This is a genomic window from Streptomyces subrutilus (genome assembly GCF_001746425.1).
Classification (GTDB): Bacteria; Actinomycetota; Actinomycetes; order Streptomycetales; family Streptomycetaceae; genus Streptomyces; species Streptomyces subrutilus_A.
This window is the reverse complement of sequence record NZ_MEHK01000001.1, coordinates 5,539,445-5,561,171: the sequence shown is the minus strand read 5'-3', so window position 1 is coordinate 5,561,171 and position 21,727 is coordinate 5,539,445. Positions and strand designations below refer to the sequence as shown.

The following is a 21,727-nucleotide window of genomic DNA, read 5'->3' as shown; positions in this document are numbered from 1 at the left end:
GGGGCCCGTTGCGGGTCCGCGGGGACCGGGACCCGGCGGAGGACGGCAGGCTCCCGCGGGCGAACCGCTCCCGCCGCTACTGCGGTGCCGGGCCCGTGGCCACCGGACGGGCCGGGTCGGAGGACCACTGCGACCAGCTGCCCGCGTACAGGTCGGCGGCGATGCCCGCGACCTCCAGCGCCAGCACCTCGTGGGCCCCGGAGACCCCCGAGCCGCAGTACACGCCCACCGGGGTACCGCCCGACGCACCGAGCGCGGTGAAACGCGCCCGCAGGGTGTCGGCCGGCAGGAAACGGCCGTCCGGCCCCACGTTCTCCGTGGTCGGGGCCGACAGCGCACCCGGGATGTGGCCGCCGACCGGGTCGATCGGCTCGACCTCCCCGCGGTACCGCTCCCCCGCCCGCGCGTCCAGGAGCACCCCGGCACGCGCCCGCGCGGCCGCTCCGTCCGCGTCCAGCAGCCCGATGGCTCCCGGATTTGGCTTGAAATCGCCCTCCACGGGAATCACCCGGTCAGCCGACACGTCACCCCCCGCTGACGTCCACGCGGCCAGGCCGCCGTCCAGGACCCGTACGTCCTCGTGGCCCGTCCAGCGCAACAGCCACCACGCCCGGGCCGCCGCCCAGCCCTGGCCGCCGTCGTACACGACCACCGGCACCCCCGCCGAGACCCCGGCCCGCCGCATCACCGCCCCGAAGGCCTCCGGGTCCGGCAGCGGGTGGCGCCCGCCCGACCCGGCCGGACCAGCGAGTTCGCGGTCGAGGTCGACGTACACCGCGCCCGGCAGGTGTCCGGCCTCGTACGCGGGGCGCTGGTCGGGGCCGCCCAGCTGCCAGCGGATGTCCAGCAGCACGGGAGGCCGGGAACCGGCCAGCTCGCTCATGAGTTCGGCGGCGGAGAGGATCGCTGTGGTCGCAGTCATACGGGCCATCTTCCTCCCCGCCCGGCACCGGGGTAACAAACCCGTCACCAGGGGGGGCGCACCGATCCGGTCATCTCCTCGCGGGCCCCGAAAGTGCGGCCCGGTCGGGGCGCGCCGGGCCCCCCGGAGTGGAAGCATCAGCAGCGGCAACGGCACGACGGAGGAGACGGTGGACATGACCGAGGCAGCGAAGGCAACGCGGCGCACACCCGGCACCCCGTGCTGGGTGAGCCTCATGGTGCACGGGCTCGGAACCACCGAGGACTTCTACGCCGACCTGTTCGGCTGGGAGTACGAGCCGGGCCCCGAGCAGCTCGGCCCGTACGTCCGGGCCCTCTTGGACGGGCGCGAGGTGGCCGGCATCGGCGAGATGCCGCCGGACCGCCATCTTCCGGTCGCCTGGACCACGTACCTGGCCACGGACGACGCCGACGCCACGGCCGAGACGATCCGCTCATGCGGCGGGACGGTCGCGGTGGGTCCGCTGGACGCGGGCATCGCGGGGCGGGTGGCGATCTGCTCCGACCCGCTGGGCGCGATCTTCGGGCTGTGGCAGGCGCAGAGCCACATGGGCACCCGGCTGCACGGCGCCCCGGGCACGCCGGTGTGGAACGAGCTGGTCACCCAGGACACCTCGACGGTCGGCAAGTTCTACGAGCACGTCTTCGGCCACGAGGCGCAGACGCACTCCACCGCCTCGGACGACTTCGACTACGTGACCCTGCTCCTGGAGGGCCGCCCGGTGGCCGCCGTGCACGGCGTCGGCCGGTCGTTGCCGCACGACCGGGGCCCGCACTGGATGGCGTACTTCGAGGTCGAGGACACCGACGCCGCAGCCGCCCGGGTCCGCGAGCTGGGCGGCCGGATCCTGGAGCCGGCCCGCGAGGGCCTCACCGGCCGGGTGGCCACGGTCGCGGACCCGGAGGGCGCGGCCTTCGCGCTCGTACGGTCGCGGTCGCGGACCTCGGCTTAGCCCTGGCGCCCGAGGGCGAGCCGGACCGTGACGCCGTGGCGGACGCGCAGCCGGCGCAGTTCCCACAGTGAGAGCGCGGTCACCGAGAGAGGCGGCGCCAGCAGGAACAGCACGCGCACGGCGAGCGGCGCGCTGACGGGCGCGTCGTCGAAGAGCTGCACGAAGAACAGCGACCAGACCAGCAGGGGCGAGAGCAGCGGCGGCAGCACCTCGTGGACGTCGGCGGTCCGGAAGGCGTGGTGGACGCAGAGAACCGCCGAGGCGAGCGCGAAGGGGATGAAGAAGAGCCCGGCGATCGCTCCCAGGCCGAACGCGAAGGTGCCCGCGTACGGCAGCCCGTAGGACATCACCAGGACGGTGGCGAGGAGCGCCCCGATGGCGGTGGCCGGTCCGCGCAGGCGAGCGCGGTAGAAGGCGGGGCCCGGCGGCCGCGCGGACAGCACGAAGGCGCCGAGTGCGAGCGGTCCGATCACGAGCAACAGCCCGGCGCTGACGAGCACTTCGGCGAACTTGTCCTCGACGACGCCGCCCGCGCCCTCCCGCAGCGGGTAGGACAGCACCAGCCAGAAGCCGGCCAGCAGGCCGATGGCGGTTCGGGCGATCTGCGCACGCCGGATGGCCTCGTCCACGATCCGGTCGGGGCGGCCGGGCCGGTGGATGCGGGCCGCGAGATCGAACGGCGCCCGGACCACCCGGACCCAGCCGGGAGTGCGGACCGGCGCGGGACCGGGCGGGTGCGCGGGCCGGTACGCGGGTCGGTGTGAACTCAACGCGGTCGTCCCCCCATGATGATGATCACCGCATCATAGGACCGGTCGAACTCCCGTCTCACGCACGGGGGTTACCCGTCCCCGTCTCCGACAGGTGCATCAGTGCCCGGGCGGCCAGGCGGTAGCCGAAGGCGCCGAGGCCGACCACCACTCCGCTGGCCAGCGGGGCGATCACCGATTCGTGCCGGAACTGTTCGCGGGCCCAGACGTTGCTGAGGTGCACCTCGACCCAGGGCGGGGAATAGCTCGCCAGGGCGTCGCGCAGACTCCACCCGGCGATCATGAGCGCGCCGGGATTGACGATGGCGCCGACCGTGCTGTCGTTGTGCTCGTGAACGGCCCGGACGAGGTCGCCTTCCGAGTCGTGCTGGACGGAGATGACGTCCCATCCGCTGACCCTCACCTCTTCGGCGACCGCCTCCTCTATGTCCGACAGCGTGTCGGTGCCGTATATCTCCGGCTCGCGCCGTCCCAGAATTCCCAGGTTGGGACCGTTCAAGAGAAGTACGGCACTCAAAAGGACACCTCGTTCTTCGTTCTTCACATCGTCGGCAACTGAGAACCTGTCCATGGTGTCGGCGCCGTCGGCGGCGCACCATCATCAGAACTGATAGTCCCGGCGGCGCCGTCGGGGAATCGCGGCAGCTCGGCTCGGGACCGGCTCGCGCCGCGCTGGAGAGCGGCTCGTGCGCGCCGTGCGCCCCCTTCGCGGGCGGGGCGGCGGTGCGCCAGGGCTGATGGGACCGCCGGGCCCGGTCCGTGCCGCGCGCGCCTCCCGCGATCGCCGCCCGTCCGGCCGATCCCGTTTCCCTCTCGAGGGGTTCCTGAGCACGGCCGACCTAGGCTCCGCCGAGAACTCTGCCGGTGCCACCACGGGAACGACGCAGCGTGAACGACGATTCCCTGACAGGAGATGTGATGCTCGATTCACTGTTCCGTTCGGAGCTGCCCTTCGCCTTTTCCGCCGTACGGGCTTGCGACGGCACTTCGTGCGAGACTGTCGGACTTTCCGCGCTCTCCTTTTCCGCCTGGTCCCGCGGCGAACTCACGGAGGCCCTGCGCCTGGCCGATACGGCCTGCCAAGCAGAAAGCGAATGCGCGGGTGACTGCGCGGGGCCGGCCACGGTGTGGCACGCCGCCTTGCTGGTCCGGGTCCGCGAGCTGGTGTCCGCGGCGCGCACGCTCGGCCGGATGGAGGAGCTGACGGTCGGCGCCGTGGACGCGGACGGACTCGTGGCCGCTTCGCTGATGTGCGCGGGAGACCTCGCGCTGGCCCAGGGGGACGTGGGGGCCGCTGTCGATGCGGTGGCCAGGGGTGTGCACAAGGCGCAGCGGGCCGGTCTCCACTGCCTGCTTCCCGACGCGCACACGGTGATGGCGCTCGGCGCTCTGCGGCAGGGCAACACGAGCGTGAGCCTGGAGTTCGTGGACCAGCTGCGGGACCACGCCCTTCTGGGGCGGACGACGGACCGGCCCGGCCAGCACGCCTGGGCCGCCGCTCAACTCCTCGAGGTCCAGGGCGGGGCGAAGAGCGCCGCCCATTTCATCGTGGGCATCGTCACGGACGACCAGCTCCTGTCGGAGCTCCTGTCCTCGCAGCCGGCCGCCGCGGCCTGGCTGGTGCGGGCCACGCGGGAACTGGGGGACGCTTCCCTCGCCCGGCGGGTGGCGTCCGAGGCTTCCGGCCTCGCCGCCCGCAACCCCGGGCTCCGTTCGATCGAAGCGGCGGCGACGCACGCTGGCGGGCTGCTCGACGGCCATCCCGATCGACTCATGGCCGCGGGCGAGGCGCATCTGGACCCGTGGGCCGGCGCGTCCGCCCACGAGGACGCCGGAAAGCTGCTGTCCGCCCTGAGCCAGGAACGCGACCGGGCGGTGGAGATCCTCGAACGGGCGGTGGACGGGTACACGAACGCCGGGGCTCCCCGTGACGCCCGCCGGGTCGTGAGCAAACTCCGCTCGCTCGGGGTGCGGCGCGGCCGCTACCCGCGCTACGCCGGCCAGGGCGGTGCGAACCCCGGCTCGCTCACCGAGACCGAGGCGGCGGTGGCCGAGTTGGTGAGCCACGGATTCACCAACTCCCAGGTCGGCGGGCATCTGTTCATCTCCGGTCATACGGTGGCGTTCCACCTGAAGAAGATCTTCCGCAAGCTGAACGTGACGTCGCGCGTCGAGTTGACGCGCGCGTGGAGCCGCATGGCGGAGGAGGCCGCCGGGCCCACGTCCGCGGTGTGATCCCTACTCCGTCGGCAGGATGCGGCGCAGTCGTCCCGGCTGGTCCTTGCGCTTGCGCCATTCGCGGGGGTATCCCACGGAGACCTCCTCGAAGCGGACGCCCTCGTGGTAGGTGGTGCGCGGAATGTGGAGGTGGCCGTAGACCATGGCGGCCACGCGGAACCTGCGGTGCCAGTCGTCGGTGAGCCGGGTGCCGCACCACATGGCGAACTCCGGGTACCACAGGACGTCCGTCGGGTGCCGGTGGAGCGGGTAGTGGTTGACGAGCACGGTGGGCAGGTCTTCGGGGATCTCGGCGAGCCGGCGCTCGGTCTCGGCGACCCTGGCCCGGCACCAGGCCTCGCGGCTCGGGTAGGGGTCGGGGTGGAGGACGTACTCGTCCTGGCAGACGACCCCCGTCTCGTGCGCGTAGGCCAGCCCCTCCTGCTTGGTGGTGCAGCCGGCGGGCAGGAAGGAGTAGTCGTAGCCCAGGAACAGCGGCGCCACGGCGACGGGGCCGGCCGGCCCCTCCCACACGGGGTAGGGGTCCTCCGGTGTGGCGACCCCCAGTTCGCGGCACACCTCGACCAGGTGCTCGTAGCGTGCGACGCCGCGCAGGGCGACGGTGTCGCTCGGGTGGGTCCACAGCTCGTGGTTGCCCGGGACCCAGACGACCTTGCGGAAGCGGCGCGCGAAGGTCCCCAGGCACCAGCGGACGTCGGCCACGGTCTCGGCCACGTCCCCGGCGACCAGCAGCCAGTCGTCGTCCGACCCGGGTGTCATCCCGTCCACCAGGGCGCGGTTCTCCGCGTAGTTGAGGTGGAGGTCGCTGATGGCCAGCAGTTGTCCGGTCATACGTCTTTCCTCCTGGCGGAGCGGCACCGGGTCCTCACGGCGAGGCGGATCGTGCGGACGTCAGACCGCGCGGCCCGGGCGGCGCGGCGGCGTCCCGCGGGACCAGTCTCTCCGCAAGAAGTTCGATCACGCGCTCGTTCTGGTCGACGAGGTAGAAGTGGCCTCCCGGCAGGACGTGGAGGTCCGTCGGGCCGGTGGTGTGATGCTCCCAGGCCGCCGCCTCGTCGACCGTGACCCGCGGGTCGCTGTCTCCGGTGAGCACCGTCACCGGGCAGTCCAGCTTCCGGCCGGGCTCGTACTGGTACGACAGGACCGCGTCGTAGTCGCTGCGGATCGCCGGCATGATCATTTCGAGGAGTTCGGGATCGGCCAGCATCGTCGCGTCGGTGCCGCTCAGCTTCCGGAGTTCGGCCACCAGCTGCTCGTCCGACTCCACCGGGATCCGCTCGTCACGGCGGCAGGAGGGGGCCCGCCGTCCGGAGGTGAAGAGCCGTACGGGCGAGGAGAGGCCGGCGTCCTGCATGCGCAGCGCGACCTCGTACGCGAGAACGGCGCCCATGCTGTGCCCGAACAGCGCCAGGGGGCGGTCGTCGAGAGGGCGGACCGCCGCGAAGATCTGGTCGGCCATGTCGGGAATGCTGGGGATGTTGGGCTCGTGGCGCCGGTCCTGCCTCCCCGGATACTGGATCGCCAGCACCTCCACCGCGGGCGCGAGCGCTTTGGACACCGGAAAGTAGAAGCTCGCCGACCCACCCGCGTGCGGCAGGCACACGAGGCGCGCTTTCGCCTTCGGGGCCGGGTGGGACCGGCGGACCCACTTCTGGAGTTGCTCGGCTGCTTGAGGCACTGCCAGGAATTCCTTTCCGGAATTGCATTCGTTCTCCGCCAGCGTAGGACAGCTGCGGGCGGCGGGACATCCCCCGATCTGATAGCCCCTCTCGAACTTCGGGCGGCAGCGCGCCGGAGGGCGTGGATCTGTGTCAGTCTGTGGGTGGCCGGCGGGAGTTGGCGCCCGCGGGCACGCCATCCGGGGAGGTAACCGCCATGAAGATCATCGCGAACGCCGAGAAATGCATCGGCGCAGGCCAGTGCTTGTTCACGGAGCCGGACCTGTTCGACCAGGACGAGTCCGACGGCAGGGTCGTCGTACTGAACGCCGAACCTGAGGGAGAACTCCTGGTGCGGAAGGCGCGGGAGGCCGTCTACCTCTGTCCGAGCCGGGCGCTCTCCTTGGCCGAATGAAAGGATGAGGGTCCGGTCCGCCGGGAGGTTAGAGCAATTCCGACCGTCCACACATCCCCCAACCCGGTGGATTTCATTCGTCCTTGACACTCATTGGAGGCCGGAATAGCATTCTGGCAATTTTCCAGCGTGGCGGAATGCAGCCTTCAAACAGCGCGGACCTGTGAAGTCTCCTTGACGCCGTTCTTCGAAGTGCTCACTGATCTGCCCACGGCATGCGACGAGGGGCACGATGCCAACCATGCGAACGACGCACGACACGTACGCGAATCCGACGGACACGGACGTCGTCATCGTGGGCAACGGGCCGATCGGGGCCGCGCTCTCGGTGCTGATCGCCCAGCACGGCTGGCGGGTGACGGTGCTCGAACGCCGCCCCCGGCCCTACCGGCTCCCGCGGGCCACCAGCTTCGACGGGGAGACGGCCCGGCTGCTGGCCGGCACCGGCATCGGCCCGGACCTCGGCCGGGTCACCGAGCCCGCCAACGGCTACCAGTGGCAGACCGCGGCCGGCGCGGTGCTGCTGGACATCGCCTTCACCGCGGCCGGCCCCTACGGCTGGCCGGACGCCAACACGATGCACCAGCCGGCCCTGGAGGAGCTGATCGCCGCCAGGGCGGCGGCACTTCCCGGCATCACGGTGCTGCGCGGGCACGAGGTCGTGAAGATCACCGACGGTGAGGACCGGGTGGAGGTGATGGCGTCCACCGACGACGACACGACCCGCGTCCTGTCCGCACGATGGGTCGTGGGGTGCGACGGAGCGAACAGCTTCGTGCGCGACCACCTCGATGTCTCCGTGACGGACCTCGGGTTCTCCTACGAGTGGCTGCTCTGCGACGTCGAACTGCGCCAGCCGCGCGAGTTCACCCCCACCAACGTGCAGATCTGCGATCCGGCCAGGCCCACGACCGTGGTGGCCAGCGGCCCCGGGCGCCGGCGCTGGGAGTTCATGCGCCTGCCGGGCGAGAGCGCCGCCGAGCTCAACCGGGAGGAGACGGCCTGGCGGCTGCTGGCGCCGTTCGGCGTCACCCCCGACACGGCCACCCTGCTGCGCAGCACCACGTACATCTTCCAGGCCCGTTGGGCCGACCAGTGGCGCGTGGGGCATGTCCTGCTGGCCGGAGACGCGGCCCATCTCATGCCGCCCTTCGCCGGGCAGGGCATGTGCTCCGGCATCCGGGACGTCGTCAACCTGGCATGGAAGCTGGATCTGGTGCTCAGCGGCCACGCGGACGAGTCCGTACTGGACAGCTACACGCAGGAGCGCCGGGCGCAGGCCAAGGAGGCGATCTTGGCATCGGTCCAGCTGGGCCGGGTGATCTGCGTGACGGACCCGGCAGCGGCCGCCGAGCGGGATGCCACGGTGCTGGCCAACCGGCGCGGCAGGCCGACGGGGCGGCCGGAGCCCGCGAAGGCGCTCTCGGGCGGCCTGCTGCACCGGCGGTCCGGAGCGGAGGCGGCCGACGCGCCCGCGGGCGCCGTCGTACCGCAGGGCCGAGTGGCACGCCGGGGATCCACCGGGCTGTTCGACGAGGTGGTCGGCCGTGGATTCGTCCTGCTGACCACCGACGATCCGCACACCCTGCTCGACGAGGAGCGGCTTTCCTTCCTCGCCGGTCTGGGAGCCCACGTGGTGCGCCTGCTGCCGCCCGGAGAGGCGTCCGAGGAGCACGGCCCGGCCGAGGTGATCGGTGTGGTGGACGCGGACGGGGTCTACGGGCCGTATCTGGCGCGGTTCGGCGCGACTTCGCTGCTCGTCCGTCCGGACTACCACGTTTTCGGTGCCGCGAGCGGCCCGGACGGCACCGCGGCACTGGTCGACGACCTGCGGGGCCAGTTGCGCGCCGCGGTGCCGGCCGGTGCACCGCACCGGGCCGGCTGACGGTCGTACGCGGTCAGGGCGCGGCCAGGCGGGCGAGCGCCACCGCGCCGCGCAACGAGGAGAGGCCCCCCAGCGCTGCCGGCTCCACCGGCAGCGGGGGTTGGCCCGGGCGGGCCAGCTCGGCGAGGTGACCGGACACCAGCCCGACGAGCTCGGGGAGGCCGGCCGCGAAGCCGCCGCCGATCAGGGCGAGTCGGGGATGGACCAGTTCCTGGACGCCGGACACCGCGGCGGCCAGGGCCCGGGAGGTCTCCTCGACCGCGGTCACCGCCCACGGCGCCCCTTCGCGCAGCGCCCGGCGCAGTTCCCCGAAGGGGACGGGCTCTCCCCGCAGCACGGCCGCGCGGCCCAGGGTGGCCGGTCCGGAGGCGATCGCCTGGAGGCATCCCCGGCGGCCGCAGACGCACCGCGCACCGCCCATCGCGACGATCACGTGTCCGAGCTCGAAGGAGCCGCGGCCGAGCCCGGGGCACAGCGCCCCGTGCAGGACGAGACCGCCGCCGATGCCGGTGCCCACCCCGAGGTAGAGCAGGTCGTCGCAGCCCGACTCCCGGGCCTCCGCGAGCGCACCGAGGTCGCCGTCGTCCGCGCGGGCGACGGCCGCTTCGGGGAACAGCGCCCGCAGCGACGCGTCCAGGTCGAGCCCGTTCCACTCCGGCCGGCTGGGCCAGGCGGTGACCCGGCCGGCCGGATCGACGGTGCCGGGCATCGCGACGCCCACCGCGCGGAGCGGTACTCCGAGCCTGGCCCGCAGTTGCTCCACGTGGTGGGCGAGTTGGGCCAGGTCCCGGTCGGCGGTGTGCCGCGGGCCCCACCGGAAAGCGGACTCGTCGACGCACTCCGCGCCGGCCTCCACCCGGAAGGCGACCTTGGTGCCCCCGATGTCGACACCGAGGTGATGTGCCCTCTCCATGCCCTTGGACGACCCTCAGCCTCGGGGTACGGGCGGGCACAGCGCCAGCAGTTCGTCCGGGCGGTACAGCACGGCGCCCGGCAGAGCGCCCAGCAGGGCGTCCTCGTCGTCCACATCGGCCCAGAGCGCCGCGACCGATGCCACGCCGGCGCCGTGGGCGCTGGCTATGTCGGTCGGTGCGTCACCGATCATGATCGCCTCCTCCGCCGGCAGCTCCAGCAGCTCGAGAGCGCGCACCACGATGTCCGGGGCGGGCTTCGGGTGGGCGACCTCGTCCGAGCCGATCACGTGGTCGAAAAAGTGCAGCAGGCCCAGCTGTTCGAGCAGGGACCGCGCACGCGGCCCGCTCTTGCCGGTGGCCACCGCGAGCTTGAACCGGCGCGACCGCAGGGTCGCCAGCAGCTCGGTGATGCCCTCGAAGACCGGCACCTGGTGCGCGAGCCGGTAGCTCTCGCGGACGAAGGGCGCCTCCATCTCCAGCGGCAGGCCCATGATCCGCATGATGTCCGGGAAGTAGCGCCCCTGGTGGCGCCGGTACTCCTCGAACGGTGCCTGGCCCTCCCCGACGACTTCCTTGTACGCGATGGCGAAGGCCTCTTCCATCACCGCGAAGCTGTCGACGATGACGCCGTCCAGATCGAAGATCACGGCGCGCCTGACCGACCGGGGCGCCTCCGCCGCCGTTGCCGGTATCCCTGTCATTGAAATTGTCACGTGATGCCATCCCGTACGTCTGGTCGTTCTCTTGGAACTCGTGGTTCCACTGGATTCCGCGCCTTCTACCGGTAGGCGGGCACGGTGTTGCGGACGCGGGCGGAGCGGGCCGACGCGTAGAAGTCCTCGATGACGCCGACCGTCGTACGGGCCTCGCCGATGGCCCTGCCCCGGTTGCCCGGATCCCCCAGTACCGCGGCGAGGCCGTCCAGCTGTCGCCGGTACTCGTTGCCGATGGGCTCGTCCGGCACCGGGACGGGCATGGTGATGCCTTCACGGGTCAGCGTCAGCACCGACTGGGGGTGGCGGTTGGGGCTGAAGCCGAAGGTGCACCGCAGCTCGGCGGTCCCCTCGCTGCCCACCACCTGGATCCGGGACACGTCCCGGGCCTCGTGCGACGCCCAGCTGGCGTGCAGGGCGACGGACACTCCGTCCTCGCGGACGAGGAAGCCGCGGGCGGTGTCCTCGACGTCGCCGCCGGCATCGGCGACGGGCTGGTCGTGGCGCCATGCCGCGCTCCAGGAACCGACGTTGACGAAGTCGTTCGCCGTCACGCCGACGACCTCGGCGAAGCGGGCCGGACCGAGCAGGGACGCGAGCGTGTCGAGCAGATGCCAGCCGAGGTCGAACAGCACACCGCCGCCGGCCTTGCTGCGCTGGGTGAACCAACCGCCGGCCTTGGGGATGCCGCGTGCGCGGACCCACGACAGGTCGACGTGCCGGATGTGGCCCAGATCCGGCACCAGGCGCGCCAGGGCTCCCACGTCGCTGCGGTAGGGCGCGGCGCTGCCCGCCAGCAGCATGGCACCGCCGCTGCGTTCGGCGGCCGCCAGAGTGCCGGCCTCTTCGGAGGTCAGGCACACCGGCTTCTCCAGAAAGACGGAGATGCCCTTGCCGAGCAGGGTCGCGGCCACTTCGGCGTGCAGGTAGTTGGGCACCGCGACGACGGCGAGGTCGATCGACCGGGGGGTGAGCGCGTCCAGCGTCGCGTACACGGGAATGCCCGGCACCACGCCGAACGCCTCGCGCGCCGCCGGTTCGGTGTCGGTGACGGCCACCACTTCGAAGTCGGCGTGCTCGCTCAGCAGGGGGAGCCACAGCTCCCGGCCCGCCCAGCCGAGCCCGACGATGGCGACCCGCACGCTCATACCGTGCTCACAGCGTCGGCGATGATCGCGGCTGTGAGGTGCATGTCTTCCTCAGAGGCGAGCAGCGTGCGGTGGTGCAGCCAGATGCAGTCCTGGCTGATGGCCTCGGAGTGGGGGCAGCGCTCGGCGAGCTCGTCCGGGGTCGTGTCCGGTGCGCCGAGCTCCCAGAAGGCGTCGGTGCGGTAGATCGCGCGGAATCCGGCGAACGCCGGCAGGCCGGCTTCCACGAGCCTGTCGACCAGGGCGTTGCGGTCGTCCTCGCCGATGCCGGGCACCCGGAACATCGCCATGTAGTGCGAGGGGACGTCGGTGCGCTCGTCGCCGCGCTGCGGGACCACCCCGTCGATCGACTCGAGCAGGCCGGACAGCAGGGCCCAGCGCTCATGACGCGTGGCGATCTGGCCGTCCAGGCGGCGCAGCTGGGCCCGGAGCACCGACGCGGAGAACTCGTTGAGCCGCAGGTTGGAGCCGGCGATCGCGTGCATGTACCGGCGGTCGGTCCGGGGGCGCCCGCAACTGTGCCGCAGGAAGGCGGTCTCGTACATCGCCGTGTCCGGGAACAGCACGGCGCCGCCCTCTCCGGCGGTCATCAGCTTGCCGTTCTGGAAGCTGAACGCGGCGACCGAGCCGAGCTCGCCGACGCGCTTGCCCTGCCAGCGGGCGCCGTGGGCGTGCGCGGCGTCCTGGAGCAGCGGAACGCCCGTGTTGGCGGAGAGCTTGGCGAGTGCGTCCATGTCGGCGAGAAAGCCCGCCATGTGCACCGGCATGATCGCGCGGGTCCGCGAGGTCACGGCGGCGGCGGCCGCGGCCGCGTCGATGGAGTAGGTGTCGGGGTCGACGTCCACCGGGACGGCGACGGCGCCGAGCCGCTGCGCCGCCTGGGAGGACGAGATGAAGGTGAAGGCGGGGACGATGACTTCGGAGCCCGGGCCGACGCCCATGACCTGGAGGGCGAGTTCCAGTGCGTGGGTCCCGTTGGTGACCGCGAGGGCGTGGGCGGCGCCGTGGTGTTCGGCGAACTCCCTCTCGAAGGAGTCGACTTCGGACCCGCCCATCCGCCACCACTGGCCCTGTTCGAGGGCGCGGACGAGCCCGTCCCGCTCGCTCTCGTCGTACTGGGGCCACTGGGGGAATTCCGGCGCCTGTCGCACGTTCATGTTTCTCCAAGTAATGGATCTGACTCGACGCGGGTGCGAAGCGGGCGGGGCAGCGTGCCACAGGGAAAGACGCGCGCACGAGCACTTTTCGTCGAGTTCGCGGAAGAGGCGCACACTCCGCCCCGTGCAGCGTCATGTGCAGTCAGAAAGAGATGAATTACCGGTTCAATGTAGAGCTTGCGTCTGCGGCTGCGCATCCCCGGATTCGGTGGTCCCGCGGAGAATTCAGTGCAGATCGAAGAAGGCTCGATAGGAATTCAGCTGCCCCTCGAGCATGTGAATGCCGTGGTGGATCCGGTGCCCCCGTGCAGCCGCCAGCCGAAGGAGCCTCGTCTCGCGCGGTTTCATGACGATGTCGGCCACCACGCAGTCCTTCGGCAGGGAGTCCAGGGGGAACGGCAGCGGGTCGCCCGGGTGCATTCCGAGCGGGGTGGCGTTCACGGCGAGGCCGACGCCGCTCAGCCGCGGTCCGTCCAGGGCGGCCACCCGGCCCGGCCAGCGCGCGTCGAGGCGGGCGACCAGAGCGCCGAGTTTCGCGGGGTCCCAGTCGTACACCCCCAGCCGGTCGACGCCGGCCGTCAGGAGCGCCGCGGCGATGGCGCTGCCGGCGCCGCCCGCGCCGACGAGCGCCGCGCGCCTGCCGCCGGGGTCGTGGCCGGCTCCGACGAGGCCCGCCACGAAACCCGACCCGTCGAAGTTCTCGGCGAGCCAGCTGCCGTCGGCCTCCCGGCGCAGCACGTTCGCGCTGCCGACGATGTCCACGGTCGGGCCGCACCGGTCGGCCAGCCGGGGGACGGCGACCTTGTGGGGCACCGTGATGAACATGCCGTCGAGGTTGTCCGTCCGCTGCAGCCCGCGCACGACGTGCTCGAGGTTCTCCGGCCGGGCGTGCACGGGGACGACCACGGCGTCGATCCGCAGGCTCGCGAAGACCGGGTTCATCAGCGTGGGTGCCTGCACCTGGGCGATGGGATGCCCCAGCACGGCGTACAGGCGGGTGGTGCCGGTGATGGGGAGGGCGGGAGTCGGTCCGGACATCACAGGGCCGCCCCGACCGCGCCGGCCGCGGCCAGTCCGGCGACGGTGGAGGCCAGCCGTCTCGACTGTTCCGCGTTGAGGCGGGGGTCGCAGGCCGTGAGGTAGCGGGCCGGCAGGTCGGCTTCGGCCACTCCCCCGCCGACGCATTCGGTGACGTCGTCGCCCGTCACCTCGACGTGGATGCCGCCGGGGTGGGTGCCCAGCCGCCGGTGGACCTCGAAGAATCCGGCGATCTCGTCGGCGATGTGCCGAACGTCTCGCGTCTTGTACCCGGTCGCCGACGTACGGGTGTTGCCGTGCATCGGATCGCACTGCCAGATCACCTGGTGGCCGGTGGCGGTGACCTTCTCGACGATCGGCGCCAGTACGTCCCTGACCTGTGCGTGCCCCATGCGGCTGATCAGCGTCAGCCGGCCGGGTTCCCGGTGCGGGTCGAGCCGCCGCACGTAGTCGACGGCCGTCTCCGGGCTGGTGCCCGGCCCTATCTTGAGGCCGATCGGGTTGGACAGGAGTTCCGCGAACGCGATGTGCGCGCCGTCGGGCTGGCGGGTGCGCTCGCCGATCCACAGGAAGTGCCCGAGCCCGCTGGACAGCCTGGGTACGGGCCCTGTCGTGTCCACCCGCAGCGAGGACCTCTCGTAGTCGAGCAGGAGTGCCTCGTGGCTGACGTGGACGTCGTGGAACGACCGGACCAGGGCCATCGTGCGTGCCGCGTCGGCGTGGGCCCGCAGCATCCGGTGCGGGTCGGCCGTCCGGGCCGTGGACGTGGGCTCGACGGAGTTGACCAGGTCGCCGCGGTAGACGGGCAGTCCCAGCGCGTCGACGGGCTGGGAGCGGGGCTTGGCGTACTGGCCGGCCATCCGGGCGATCTTGACGACGGGCAGTCCGGTGCCGTCGGCCAGTACGGCGGCCATGTCCACGAGCGTCCGCAGGTTGGCCCGCACATGGGCTTCGGTGTTCCCGGCGAAGGTCTCGGCGCAGTCGCCGCCCTGGAGCAGGAACGCCTCGCCGCGGGCGACCGCGGCGAGCCGCGTGCGCAGCCGCGCCGTCTCGGCCTGCGCCACGATCGGGCGGGAGCGGCTCAGCAGTTCCACCGCGTCCCTGGCCCGCCCGGGGTCCCGCCAGACCGGCTGCTGCGCGGCCGGCCGGGCCAGCGCCGCCTCCAGCCTGTCGAACAGCCGGTGGTCCACCGCCTCGGCGGCGCCGGCCGGGCCGTCGAGATCGGCCGGCCACTGGGTTACGAGCTTCATGTCAACCCACATCGGTCGTGGAGGCCGTGGGCACGGCGTCGCCGACGAGGTCGGCCGTCCGTGCCCGCGGCATCCGGTCCAGGACCCGCGCGACCACCTCGGGAGGCACGTCGCCCACCAGTTCCGCGCCCTCGGGGCCGTCCAGAACGAAGCCGAGTCCGGTCATCGCCTTCTTGTCGTGCCGCATCAGGTCCACGAGGACCTCGGTCTCGGTCTCGGCCGGCAGGGCGGTGGGCAGGCCGTAGTGCCGCACGACGTCCAGGTGTTCCTCCACCCGCGCCTGGTCGATACGGCCCAGGGCGCCGGCGAGCCGGCCCGCGAAGACCGTTCCGATCGCCACCCCCTCGCCGTGGCGCAGCGCGAAGTCGGTGGCCTTCTCCAGCGCATGGCCCAGCGTGTGGCCGTAGTTGAGCGTGTGCCGTAGTCCGGTGTCCCGCTCGTCCGTCTCCACGATGCGGGCCTTGAGGCTCACGCTGGCGGTGATCTGCTCCTCCAGCGGCAGCCCGCGCAGATCCGGCGCACCGATGAAGTGGCAGCGGGCGATCTCGCCGAGACCGTTGAGCAGCTCGCGCCGCGGCAGGGTCGACAGGTAGTCCGTGTCGCACAGCACCGCGCTGGGCTGCCAGTACGCGCCGACCAGGTTCTTGCCGGCCGGCAGGTTCACCGCCGTCTTCCCTCCGACGCTGGCGTCCACCTGGGCGAGCAGCGTCGTGGGCAGGTGGATCACGGGCACGCCCCGGTGGTAGAGCGCTGCCGCCAGCCCGACCACGTCGGTGGTCGTGCCGCCGCCGCAGGAGACGACGACATCGGACCGGGTGAGCCCGAACCGTACGAACTCACCGCACAGCGCCTCCACCGTGGCGAGGGTCTTGTCCTGCTCGCCGTCCCGGGCCGGCAGCAGCAGGGTTTCCACACCGGTGTCGGGCACCCATTCCGCCGGGCGGGCCGACACCACGACGGCCCGTCTGGCGCCCAGTCGTTGGACGGTCTCGGCGAGCGACGTACGCACTCCCGGGCCGATGAGGATGTCGTACGAATGGTCTCTGAGGCGCAGAGGAATGGAAGCCATGGCGTGTCCCTACTTACCGGCGGTCGCCCTGCGGACGCGCGCCTCGGACCGCTCCTTGCGGTCGGCCTCGTCCAGCTCGGGGTACACCGGGCAGCCGAAGACGCGCTTGAACGGCTCGAAGGTGTCCCATTCCTGACGGCGCCGCATCTCCTGGGCCACCGAGTTGTGCTCGCTCCAGAAGTCGCCGCCGATGAGGCGGACGAGGTACTTCTCCAGGGTGTCGCGGTCCGTGGATCGGGCGGCGTCGGCCGCCACGGAGACCAGCTCGCCGTCGTAGTAGGCGTGGATGAGCCGGATGTAGGTGTCGTACCCGGTCTTGAAGAAGTTGGAGTACTTCTCGAACAGGTGGTCCTCCGCCGTGGGGTCGGCCAGCGCCGCCCCGACGGTCTCGGCCGCGCGGAAGGCGGTGGTCGTCGCCACCAGCACACCGCCGGAGAACATCGGGTCGCCGAAGCAGCCGGCGTCGCCGACCATGAGCCATCCGGGCCCGGTGACCGTGTCCGAGTGGTAGCAGTAGTCGGTCTCGACCTTGAGGTCGGTGGTGGGACGGGTTCCGGTCAGGCGTGCGGTGATCCGCGGGATCCTGGCGACGAACTCCTCGAAGGCCTTCTCCTGCGTCGTCGCCCGAAGCACGTCGCGCGGCATGACCGTGCCGACGCTGATGGCGTCCTTGGACAGCGGGATCGCCCAGACCCAGCCGTCGTCGTGGGCGCCGACCTGGATGTCGCCTTCCACGCCGGGGTTGTGGCTCTCGTCGAGGCCCTCGTAGTGCCGGAACACCGCCACCATGCGGAGCTTCTCCAGCGTCTTGCGCAGTCCGAAGCGGTTGGCGATCCGGCCGGCCCGGCCGCTCGCGTCGATCACGTAGGCCGAACGGACCTCGTGGTCCCGGCCCTCGCGCTGGTAGCGGACGCCGGTCATCCGGTCACCGTCCATGAGCAGCTCGGTCACGTTCGCGCCGAAGAGGACCTGCGCGCCCGCCTCGGCGGCCTGCTCGGTGAGCATCTTGTCGAACTTGGCGCGCTCCACCTGGAAGGCGCTCGGGTGGCGGCCGTCACCCTGCTTGGTGAAGTCGGCGCGGAAGACGCCCTCGAAGAACTTCTTCTCGGTCGGGTCGATGAACTCGCCGCCGAATTTGGGGACGTAGCCCTGGGCTTCGACCGTCTTGCGCAGGCCGATCTGGTCGAACAGGCCCATCATGTACGGCAGCAGGGACTCGCCGATGTGGAACCGGGGGAACTCGTCCTTCTCCAGCAGCACCACCGAGTGGCCCTGCTGGGCGAGGACCAGGGCGCTGACCGCGCCGGCCGGCCCTCCGCCGATCACTACTACGTCAGCCGTGTGCTTTTCCATCATCTTCCCCTTCTTGTTCCAAATCGTTCTCATGCCGCCCGCGGCGCGTTGCGCCGCGGGGGCAGTGCGTGGTGTGAGTTCAGGCGAGGTCGCCGGAGAGGATTCCCGCGATCAGCATCTGGTGCTCTTCGTCGTCCGTGACCGTGCGCACCTGCTCGCGGCCGTCACGGACCGTCAGATACCGGCGGCCCTTCAACACGGCCTGACCGTTCGGGAAACCGCGGCCGCAGAGGACGTCCTGCCCGTCGCCCCTTCTCGGTTCCGAAAGGATTTCCCGGAGGCGGTCCTCCATCTCCTTCCAGTCGGTCCACTGCCGCGGCGTCATCGCGAAGGTGTAGACCGCGCCCCACCGGGTGGCGGCTCCCCGGCGCTGCAGGAGGATCGCGGATTCCCGTTCGACGAGCCGGTATTGGCACCCGTACTGGGTCTGCACCGTGTCGGAGACGAGCAGCGGCTCGATGTAGTGCGGGCCCGGGTAGCCGACGTCGACCAGCCATTGCTCGCCGCCCAGGGCGACCCTGCCGAACATGTGCTCGACGTCGAGGCCGAAGGCTTCCCGGCCCTCGGCGGTGGCGGCCGCCATCACCGTGACCTCGTAGCCCAGTTCACGCAGGAGGCGGACGAACAGACGGTTCAGCTGGAAGCACGTGCCGCCCTGACGGCCCACGATCGCCGTCTCGAACACGGCGTCCTCGTCGATGTCGACGAGGTTCACTCCGTCGCGGTAGTCCTCGGTGACGCCGTTGTACGGAATCGCCATGACGTGCTGCCTGTGGAGTTTGCGCAGCGTCGTGAGATCGACACCTGTTTCTCCGCTGCAGCCGATCCGCTGCAGATAGGTATCTACGTCGAACATGTCATCACCCTCTTTCAGACGGAGACAGCGGCGGGCTGTGCGGCCTGTGCGCCGCACATCAGCTCGTGCAGGTATGCGGCGAGCATTCCGGGCGTCGGGTAGTCGAAGACAAGGTTGGGAGAGAGCTTCGTCTCGGTGATGTTCCGGAGCCGGTTGCGGAGCTCAATGGCGGTGAGGGAGTCGAAGCCGATCTCGAAGAGCCCCTGGCCCGCGTCGAAGTGGTACGTCTCGCCGTAGCCGAGGACGGTGGCGACCTGGGCCCGCACGAGGTCGAGCAGCACCTTCGCCTGTTCGGCGGCGGTCAGCCCGGCAAGCCGGTCGTGCAGCTTCCGCCCGTCATCGCCGGTTTCGGTGTGCGCCAGCTGCCGGCCCGTGCGGACCAGGCCGCGCAGCATGTGCGGGACCCCGCTGCCGGCGGCCGCGCCGGCCCGTACGGCCTTCAGATCCAACTTGGCCGGCACCAGCAGCGCCTGCGCGGACCCCAGGGCGGCATCGAACAGCTCCATGCCCTCCGTGGGCGTCATCGCCAGCAGGCCGCCACGCCGGTTGAGCCGGCCCTTGACGATCTCGTCGGTGTTGGCCGCCATGCCGGTGGTCTGGTCCCACAGGCCCCAGGCCAGGGACAGGCCGTGCTCACCGGCCGCGCGGCGGCTTGCCATCAGACCGTCGAGGAAGGCGTTGGCCGCCGCGTAGCTGCCGCTGCCCGCGCCCATGAACACGGCCGAGACGGAGGAGTAGACGATGAACGCGTCCAGGTTCAGCCCCCGGGTCAGCTCGTCGAGGTGGCGCACCGCGTCCACCTTGGGAGCGAACACCCGCGCCAGCCGCTCCGGCGTGAGCGTCCCGATCACACCGTCATCGGTCACGCCCGCGGTGTGCACGACTGCGGTCAGCGGGTGTTCGGCCGGTACGGAGGCCAGCAGGGCCTCGACCTGGCCGCGGTCGGACACGTCACAGGCCACCACCGAGACCTCGGCACCCTGCTCGGCGAGGTCGGCGACCAGCTCCGCCACACCCTCCGCCTCCGGACCCCGACGGCTGGCCAGCACCAGACGCCGTACGCCATGGCGGGAAACCAGGTGCCGGGTCACCAGTCCGCCGAGCGAACCGGCTCCCGAGATCAGTACGGTCCCCTCGGGCCCGAACTCCACCGGCGCGCCGGGGAGATGATCGGCGGCGCGGACGAGCCGGGGCACGAGGACGGTCGTTCCCCGTACCGCGATCTGCGGTTCACCGCAGGCCAGTACCGAACCCAGCACCGGCTCCGCGCCGCCGTCGGCGGCGGGGTCGATGTCCGCGAGGATGATCCGGTCGGGGTTCTCGGCCTGGGCGGCACGCACCAGACCCCACACCGCCGAACCGGCCGGGTCGGTCACCGCACCGTCCCCGGCGGGGACCGCGCCACGCGTCACGACGAGAAGCCGCGACTCCTCCAGGCCGGGCCCGTCCAGCCAGCACTGCACCACTTCGAGCACCTGGGCGGCCAGTGCGACGACGGCCCCCTCGGCCCCGCCGTCGGTGGTGACGGCTTCCAGTACGGCCAGCGCCGGCGCCGGGGCGATGCCCGAGAGCACGTCGTCGGCCAGGGTCGCGACCTGTTCGGCCGTGGCCACCGGCACCCACGAGGGCGAAGGCTCCGCGCCGTGGTTCAGGGGCGGTTCGGTCCACTCGACCTGGTAGAGCGAGTCGGTGCGCGCCGTGCCGGCCGCCCTCTCCAACTGCTCGGCGGACACCACACGGGACACCAGCGAGTCCATCGTCACCACCAGGCGACCGGCCTCGTCCGCCGCCTCCAGCGACAGGGCTCCGGGCTCGGGCTGTGCGAGGCGAACGCGGAGCACCGAGGCGCCCGCCGCGTGCAGCCGCAGCCCGTTCCATGCGAACGGCAGCCGCAGCTCCGGCCCCGTGCCGTCGCCTTCGGCCGCGCCGCCGGCCGGAGCGTGCTCCGCCGCGCCGTTCAGCAGGGGCGAGTGCAGGGCCGCGTCGAGCAGGGCGGGGTGGATGCCGAACCGGCCGGCTTCCTTGCGCTGGTCCTCGGGCAGGGCGACCTCGGCGAAGAGTTCCTCGCCGCGCCGCCACACCGCCCGTACGGCCTGGAAGGCGGGGCCGTAGCCGTAGCCGACCTCCGCGATCAGATCGTAGCCACCGCTGATGTCCACCGGCTGCGCGCCGGCCGGCGGCCAGGCGGCGAAGTCGAACCCGGTACCGCTTCCACCCGGCTGCACCGTGGCAGCCAGCATGCCGGTGGCGTGCCGCGTCCACGCATCCGCGCCGCCGTCTCCGGCGTCCTCGGGCTGGGAGTACACCTCCACCGTGCGCGCACCGCTCTCGCTCGGTCCGCCCACCGCGACCTGGACCCGGACGCCGCGGTGCTCGGGCACCACCAGTGGTGCCTCGATGACCAGCTCTTCGAGTACGAGGCACCCGGCCTCGTCACCGGCGCGCACCGCGAGCTCCACCAGACCCGTGCCGGGGACGATGACCACACCGTCCACGGCGTGGTCGGCCAGCCAGGGGTGCGTGCGCAGCGACAGCCGCGAGGGGAAGACCAGCCCGTCCGACTGCGGGAGCCGTACCACCGCGCCCAGCATGGGGTGATCGACCCCGGCCAGTCCGAGCGATGCGGCGTCGGTGGCCCGTTCGGTCGTCCGGATCCAGTAGTGCTGGTGGTCGAAGGCGTAGGTCGGCAGGTCGACGGGCCGGGTCTGCGCCGCCTGCGGCAGGACACCGGTCCAGTCCACGGTCACGCCGCGGACGAAGAGCTCGGCCATCGAGGCGAGGAGCCTGCGCGGGCCGCCGTCCTCGCGGCGCAGCGAACCGGTGACCACCGCGTCGGTGTCGGTGGCGTCGGCGGTCTCGGTGATCGGCTGGACCAGCACCGGATGGGCACTGACCTCCACGAACACCCCGTGACCCTGACCCATGAGGTCGGCCACGGCCGGACCGAAGCCCACCTGGCCCCGCAGGTTGCGGTACCAGTACCCGCCGTCCAGGACCCGGCGTCCTCGACCCACGTACCGGTGACGGTCGAGAAGAACGGCACCTTCGGAGCCTGTGCCCCGATCCCGGCCAGCGCCTCGGCGAGCACCTCGCGGACGTCCTCGACGTGCCGGGTGTGGGAGGCGTAGTCGACCGCGACGCGACGGACCCGGACACCCTCGCCCGACAGGGCCTCGAGCGCCTCGTCCAGCGCCTCGGCGTCACCGGCGACCACCACGGAGGACGGGCCGTTGACGGCCGCGACCTCCACCCGGTCCGCCCACGGAGCGATCCGCGCCACGGCCTCGTCCGCGCTCAGCGCGACCGAAGCCATCCCGCCCCGACCTGCAAGGTCCTTGGCGATGGCCTGGCTGCGCAACGCCACCACA

The 21,727-nt window shown here is 71.9% G+C and carries 19 protein-coding genes and 1 pseudogene; 4 read left to right on the top strand and 16 right to left on the bottom strand.

Translation table 11 applies throughout. The features are described 5' to 3' along the window. Positions 1–76: 76 nt before the first annotated feature. On the bottom strand, positions 77–922 hold the full coding sequence (locus BGK67_RS25860) for a sulfurtransferase (RefSeq protein ID WP_069922317.1): 846 nt from the start codon (positions 920–922) through the stop codon (positions 77–79). 175 nt (positions 923–1,097) lie between these two features. On the opposite strand from BGK67_RS25860, the gene BGK67_RS25855 reads away from it, so the two are divergent. Continuing rightward, the gene (locus BGK67_RS25855) at positions 1,098–1,895 is read left to right on the top strand and encodes a VOC family protein (RefSeq protein ID WP_069922316.1); all 798 of its coding nucleotides are present in this window, start codon (positions 1,098–1,100) and stop codon (positions 1,893–1,895) included. Here BGK67_RS25855 and BGK67_RS25850 read toward each other — a convergent pair. Then, entirely contained in the window at positions 1,892–2,665 is a 774-nt protein-coding gene (locus tag BGK67_RS25850) for a hypothetical protein (RefSeq protein WP_141754050.1), read from the bottom strand. The genes BGK67_RS25855 and BGK67_RS25850 overlap by 4 nt on opposite strands. Positions 2,666–2,723: 58 nt before the next feature. Further along, a complete protein-coding gene (locus BGK67_RS25845) occupies positions 2,724–3,182 on the bottom strand; it encodes a type II 3-dehydroquinate dehydratase (RefSeq protein WP_069922314.1) in 459 nt (152 codons plus the stop codon). Between the two features lie 401 nt (positions 3,183–3,583). Here BGK67_RS25845 and BGK67_RS25840 point away from each other — a divergent pair, with 401 nt between their 5' ends. Next, the gene (locus tag BGK67_RS25840; RefSeq protein ID WP_079154372.1) at positions 3,584–4,900 is read left to right on the top strand and encodes a helix-turn-helix domain-containing protein; all 1,317 of its coding nucleotides are present in this window, start codon (positions 3,584–3,586) and stop codon (positions 4,898–4,900) included. A 3-nt stretch (positions 4,901–4,903) separates the two neighbouring features. Here the strand turns inward: BGK67_RS25840 and BGK67_RS25835 are convergent, their stop codons facing one another. Both BGK67_RS25835 and BGK67_RS25830 read right to left on the bottom strand, forming a co-directional pair. Then, on the bottom strand, positions 4,904–5,734 hold the full coding sequence (locus tag BGK67_RS25835) for a metallophosphoesterase family protein (RefSeq protein WP_069922313.1): 831 nt from the start codon (positions 5,732–5,734) through the stop codon (positions 4,904–4,906). 34 nt (positions 5,735–5,768) lie between these two features. Next, complete coding sequence (locus tag BGK67_RS25830; protein ID WP_069922312.1) at positions 5,769–6,581, bottom strand: thioesterase II family protein; 813 nt, start codon at positions 6,579–6,581, stop codon at positions 5,769–5,771. A gap of 197 nt (positions 6,582–6,778) precedes the next feature. Here BGK67_RS25830 and BGK67_RS25825 point away from each other — a divergent pair, with 197 nt between their 5' ends. After that, positions 6,779–6,976, top strand: a complete 198-nt coding sequence (locus tag BGK67_RS25825) for a ferredoxin (RefSeq protein ID WP_069922311.1) — start codon at positions 6,779–6,781, stop codon at positions 6,974–6,976. A gap of 241 nt (positions 6,977–7,217) precedes the next feature. Further along, the gene (locus BGK67_RS25820; protein WP_069922310.1) at positions 7,218–8,861 is read left to right on the top strand and encodes a bifunctional 3-(3-hydroxy-phenyl)propionate/3-hydroxycinnamic acid hydroxylase MhpA; all 1,644 of its coding nucleotides are present in this window, start codon (positions 7,218–7,220) and stop codon (positions 8,859–8,861) included. Positions 8,862–8,874: 13 nt separating this feature from the next. On the opposite strand, the gene BGK67_RS25815 is transcribed toward BGK67_RS25820, so the two are convergent. From BGK67_RS25815 to BGK67_RS41005, 11 genes and pseudogenes are all read right to left on the bottom strand, one after another. Further along, positions 8,875–9,774, bottom strand: coding sequence for an ROK family protein (locus BGK67_RS25815; protein ID WP_069922309.1), 900 nt, complete (start codon positions 9,772–9,774; stop codon positions 8,875–8,877). A gap of 15 nt (positions 9,775–9,789) precedes the next feature. Then, on the bottom strand, positions 9,790–10,476 hold the full coding sequence (locus BGK67_RS25810; RefSeq protein WP_069922308.1) for an HAD-IA family hydrolase: 687 nt from the start codon (positions 10,474–10,476) through the stop codon (positions 9,790–9,792). 77 nt (positions 10,477–10,553) lie between these two features. Next, on the bottom strand, positions 10,554–11,636 hold the full coding sequence (locus BGK67_RS25805; protein WP_069922307.1) for a Gfo/Idh/MocA family protein: 1,083 nt from the start codon (positions 11,634–11,636) through the stop codon (positions 10,554–10,556). Then, positions 11,633–12,793 (bottom strand): 3-amino-5-hydroxybenzoate synthase, encoded by a 1,161-nt coding sequence (gene rifK, locus BGK67_RS25800; protein ID WP_069922306.1) that lies wholly within the window; start codon positions 12,791–12,793, stop codon positions 11,633–11,635. The genes BGK67_RS25805 and rifK overlap by 4 nt, the downstream gene beginning before the upstream one ends. 225 nt (positions 12,794–13,018) lie before the next feature. Next, a complete protein-coding gene (locus BGK67_RS25795) occupies positions 13,019–13,831 on the bottom strand; it encodes a shikimate dehydrogenase family protein (protein ID WP_069922305.1) in 813 nt (270 codons plus the stop codon). Next, a complete protein-coding gene (locus tag BGK67_RS25790) occupies positions 13,831–15,081 on the bottom strand; it encodes a 3-deoxy-7-phosphoheptulonate synthase (RefSeq protein ID WP_069922304.1) in 1,251 nt (416 codons plus the stop codon). Before BGK67_RS25790 ends, BGK67_RS25795 begins: the two co-directional genes overlap by 1 nt. A 1-nt stretch (position 15,082) precedes the next feature. Further along, complete coding sequence (locus BGK67_RS25785) at positions 15,083–16,150, bottom strand: 3-dehydroquinate synthase family protein (RefSeq protein ID WP_069922303.1); 1,068 nt, start codon at positions 16,148–16,150, stop codon at positions 15,083–15,085. Positions 16,151–16,159: 9 nt separating this feature from the next. Next, positions 16,160–17,506 carry an NAD(P)/FAD-dependent oxidoreductase gene (locus tag BGK67_RS25780; RefSeq protein WP_208948753.1) on the bottom strand — a complete coding sequence of 449 codons (1,347 nt, stop codon included), beginning with the start codon at positions 17,504–17,506 and terminating at the stop codon, positions 16,160–16,162. A gap of 76 nt (positions 17,507–17,582) precedes the next feature. Beyond that, entirely contained in the window at positions 17,583–18,359 is a 777-nt protein-coding gene (locus tag BGK67_RS25775; protein WP_079154371.1) for an arylamine N-acetyltransferase, read from the bottom strand. A gap of 14 nt (positions 18,360–18,373) precedes the next feature. After that, positions 18,374–21,373 (bottom strand): type I polyketide synthase, encoded by a 3,000-nt coding sequence (locus tag BGK67_RS39495; protein WP_208948752.1) that lies wholly within the window; start codon positions 21,371–21,373, stop codon positions 18,374–18,376. Positions 21,374–21,435: 62 nt separating this feature from the next. Next, positions 21,436–21,696, bottom strand: a pseudogene (locus BGK67_RS41005) (acyltransferase domain-containing protein); the annotation flags it as partial. Between the last annotated feature and the right edge of the window lie 31 nt (positions 21,697–21,727).

Bases quoted from the DNA above. Each gene is read 5' to 3' on its own strand.
- BGK67_RS25860 (WP_069922317.1), bottom strand. From the start codon at position 922: ATGACTGCGACCACAGCGATCCTCTCCGCCGCCGAACTCATGAGCGAG.
- BGK67_RS25855 (WP_069922316.1), top strand. From the start codon at position 1,098: ATGACCGAGGCAGCGAAGGCAACGCGGCGCACACCCGGCACCCCGTGC.
- BGK67_RS25840 (WP_079154372.1), top strand. From the start codon at position 3,584: ATGCTCGATTCACTGTTCCGTTCGGAGCTGCCCTTCGCCTTTTCCGCC.
- BGK67_RS25835 (WP_069922313.1), bottom strand. From the start codon at position 5,734: ATGACCGGACAACTGCTGGCCATCAGCGACCTCCACCTCAACTACGCG.
- BGK67_RS25825 (WP_069922311.1), top strand. From the start codon at position 6,779: ATGAAGATCATCGCGAACGCCGAGAAATGCATCGGCGCAGGCCAGTGC.
- BGK67_RS25820 (WP_069922310.1), top strand. From the start codon at position 7,218: ATGCGAACGACGCACGACACGTACGCGAATCCGACGGACACGGACGTC.
- BGK67_RS25815 (WP_069922309.1), bottom strand. From the start codon at position 9,774: ATGGAGAGGGCACATCACCTCGGTGTCGACATCGGGGGCACCAAGGTC.
- BGK67_RS25810 (WP_069922308.1), bottom strand. From the start codon at position 10,476: ATGACAGGGATACCGGCAACGGCGGCGGAGGCGCCCCGGTCGGTCAGG.
- BGK67_RS25805 (WP_069922307.1), bottom strand. From the start codon at position 11,636: ATGAGCGTGCGGGTCGCCATCGTCGGGCTCGGCTGGGCGGGCCGGGAG.
- rifK (WP_069922306.1), bottom strand. From the start codon at position 12,793: ATGAACGTGCGACAGGCGCCGGAATTCCCCCAGTGGCCCCAGTACGAC.
- BGK67_RS25795 (WP_069922305.1), bottom strand. From the start codon at position 13,831: ATGTCCGGACCGACTCCCGCCCTCCCCATCACCGGCACCACCCGCCTG.
- BGK67_RS25790 (WP_069922304.1), bottom strand. From the start codon at position 15,081: ATGAAGCTCGTAACCCAGTGGCCGGCCGATCTCGACGGCCCGGCCGGC.
- BGK67_RS25785 (WP_069922303.1), bottom strand. From the start codon at position 16,150: ATGGCTTCCATTCCTCTGCGCCTCAGAGACCATTCGTACGACATCCTC.
- BGK67_RS25780 (WP_208948753.1), bottom strand. From the start codon at position 17,506: ATGATGGAAAAGCACACGGCTGACGTAGTAGTGATCGGCGGAGGGCCG.
- BGK67_RS25775 (WP_079154371.1), bottom strand. From the start codon at position 18,359: ATGTTCGACGTAGATACCTATCTGCAGCGGATCGGCTGCAGCGGAGAA.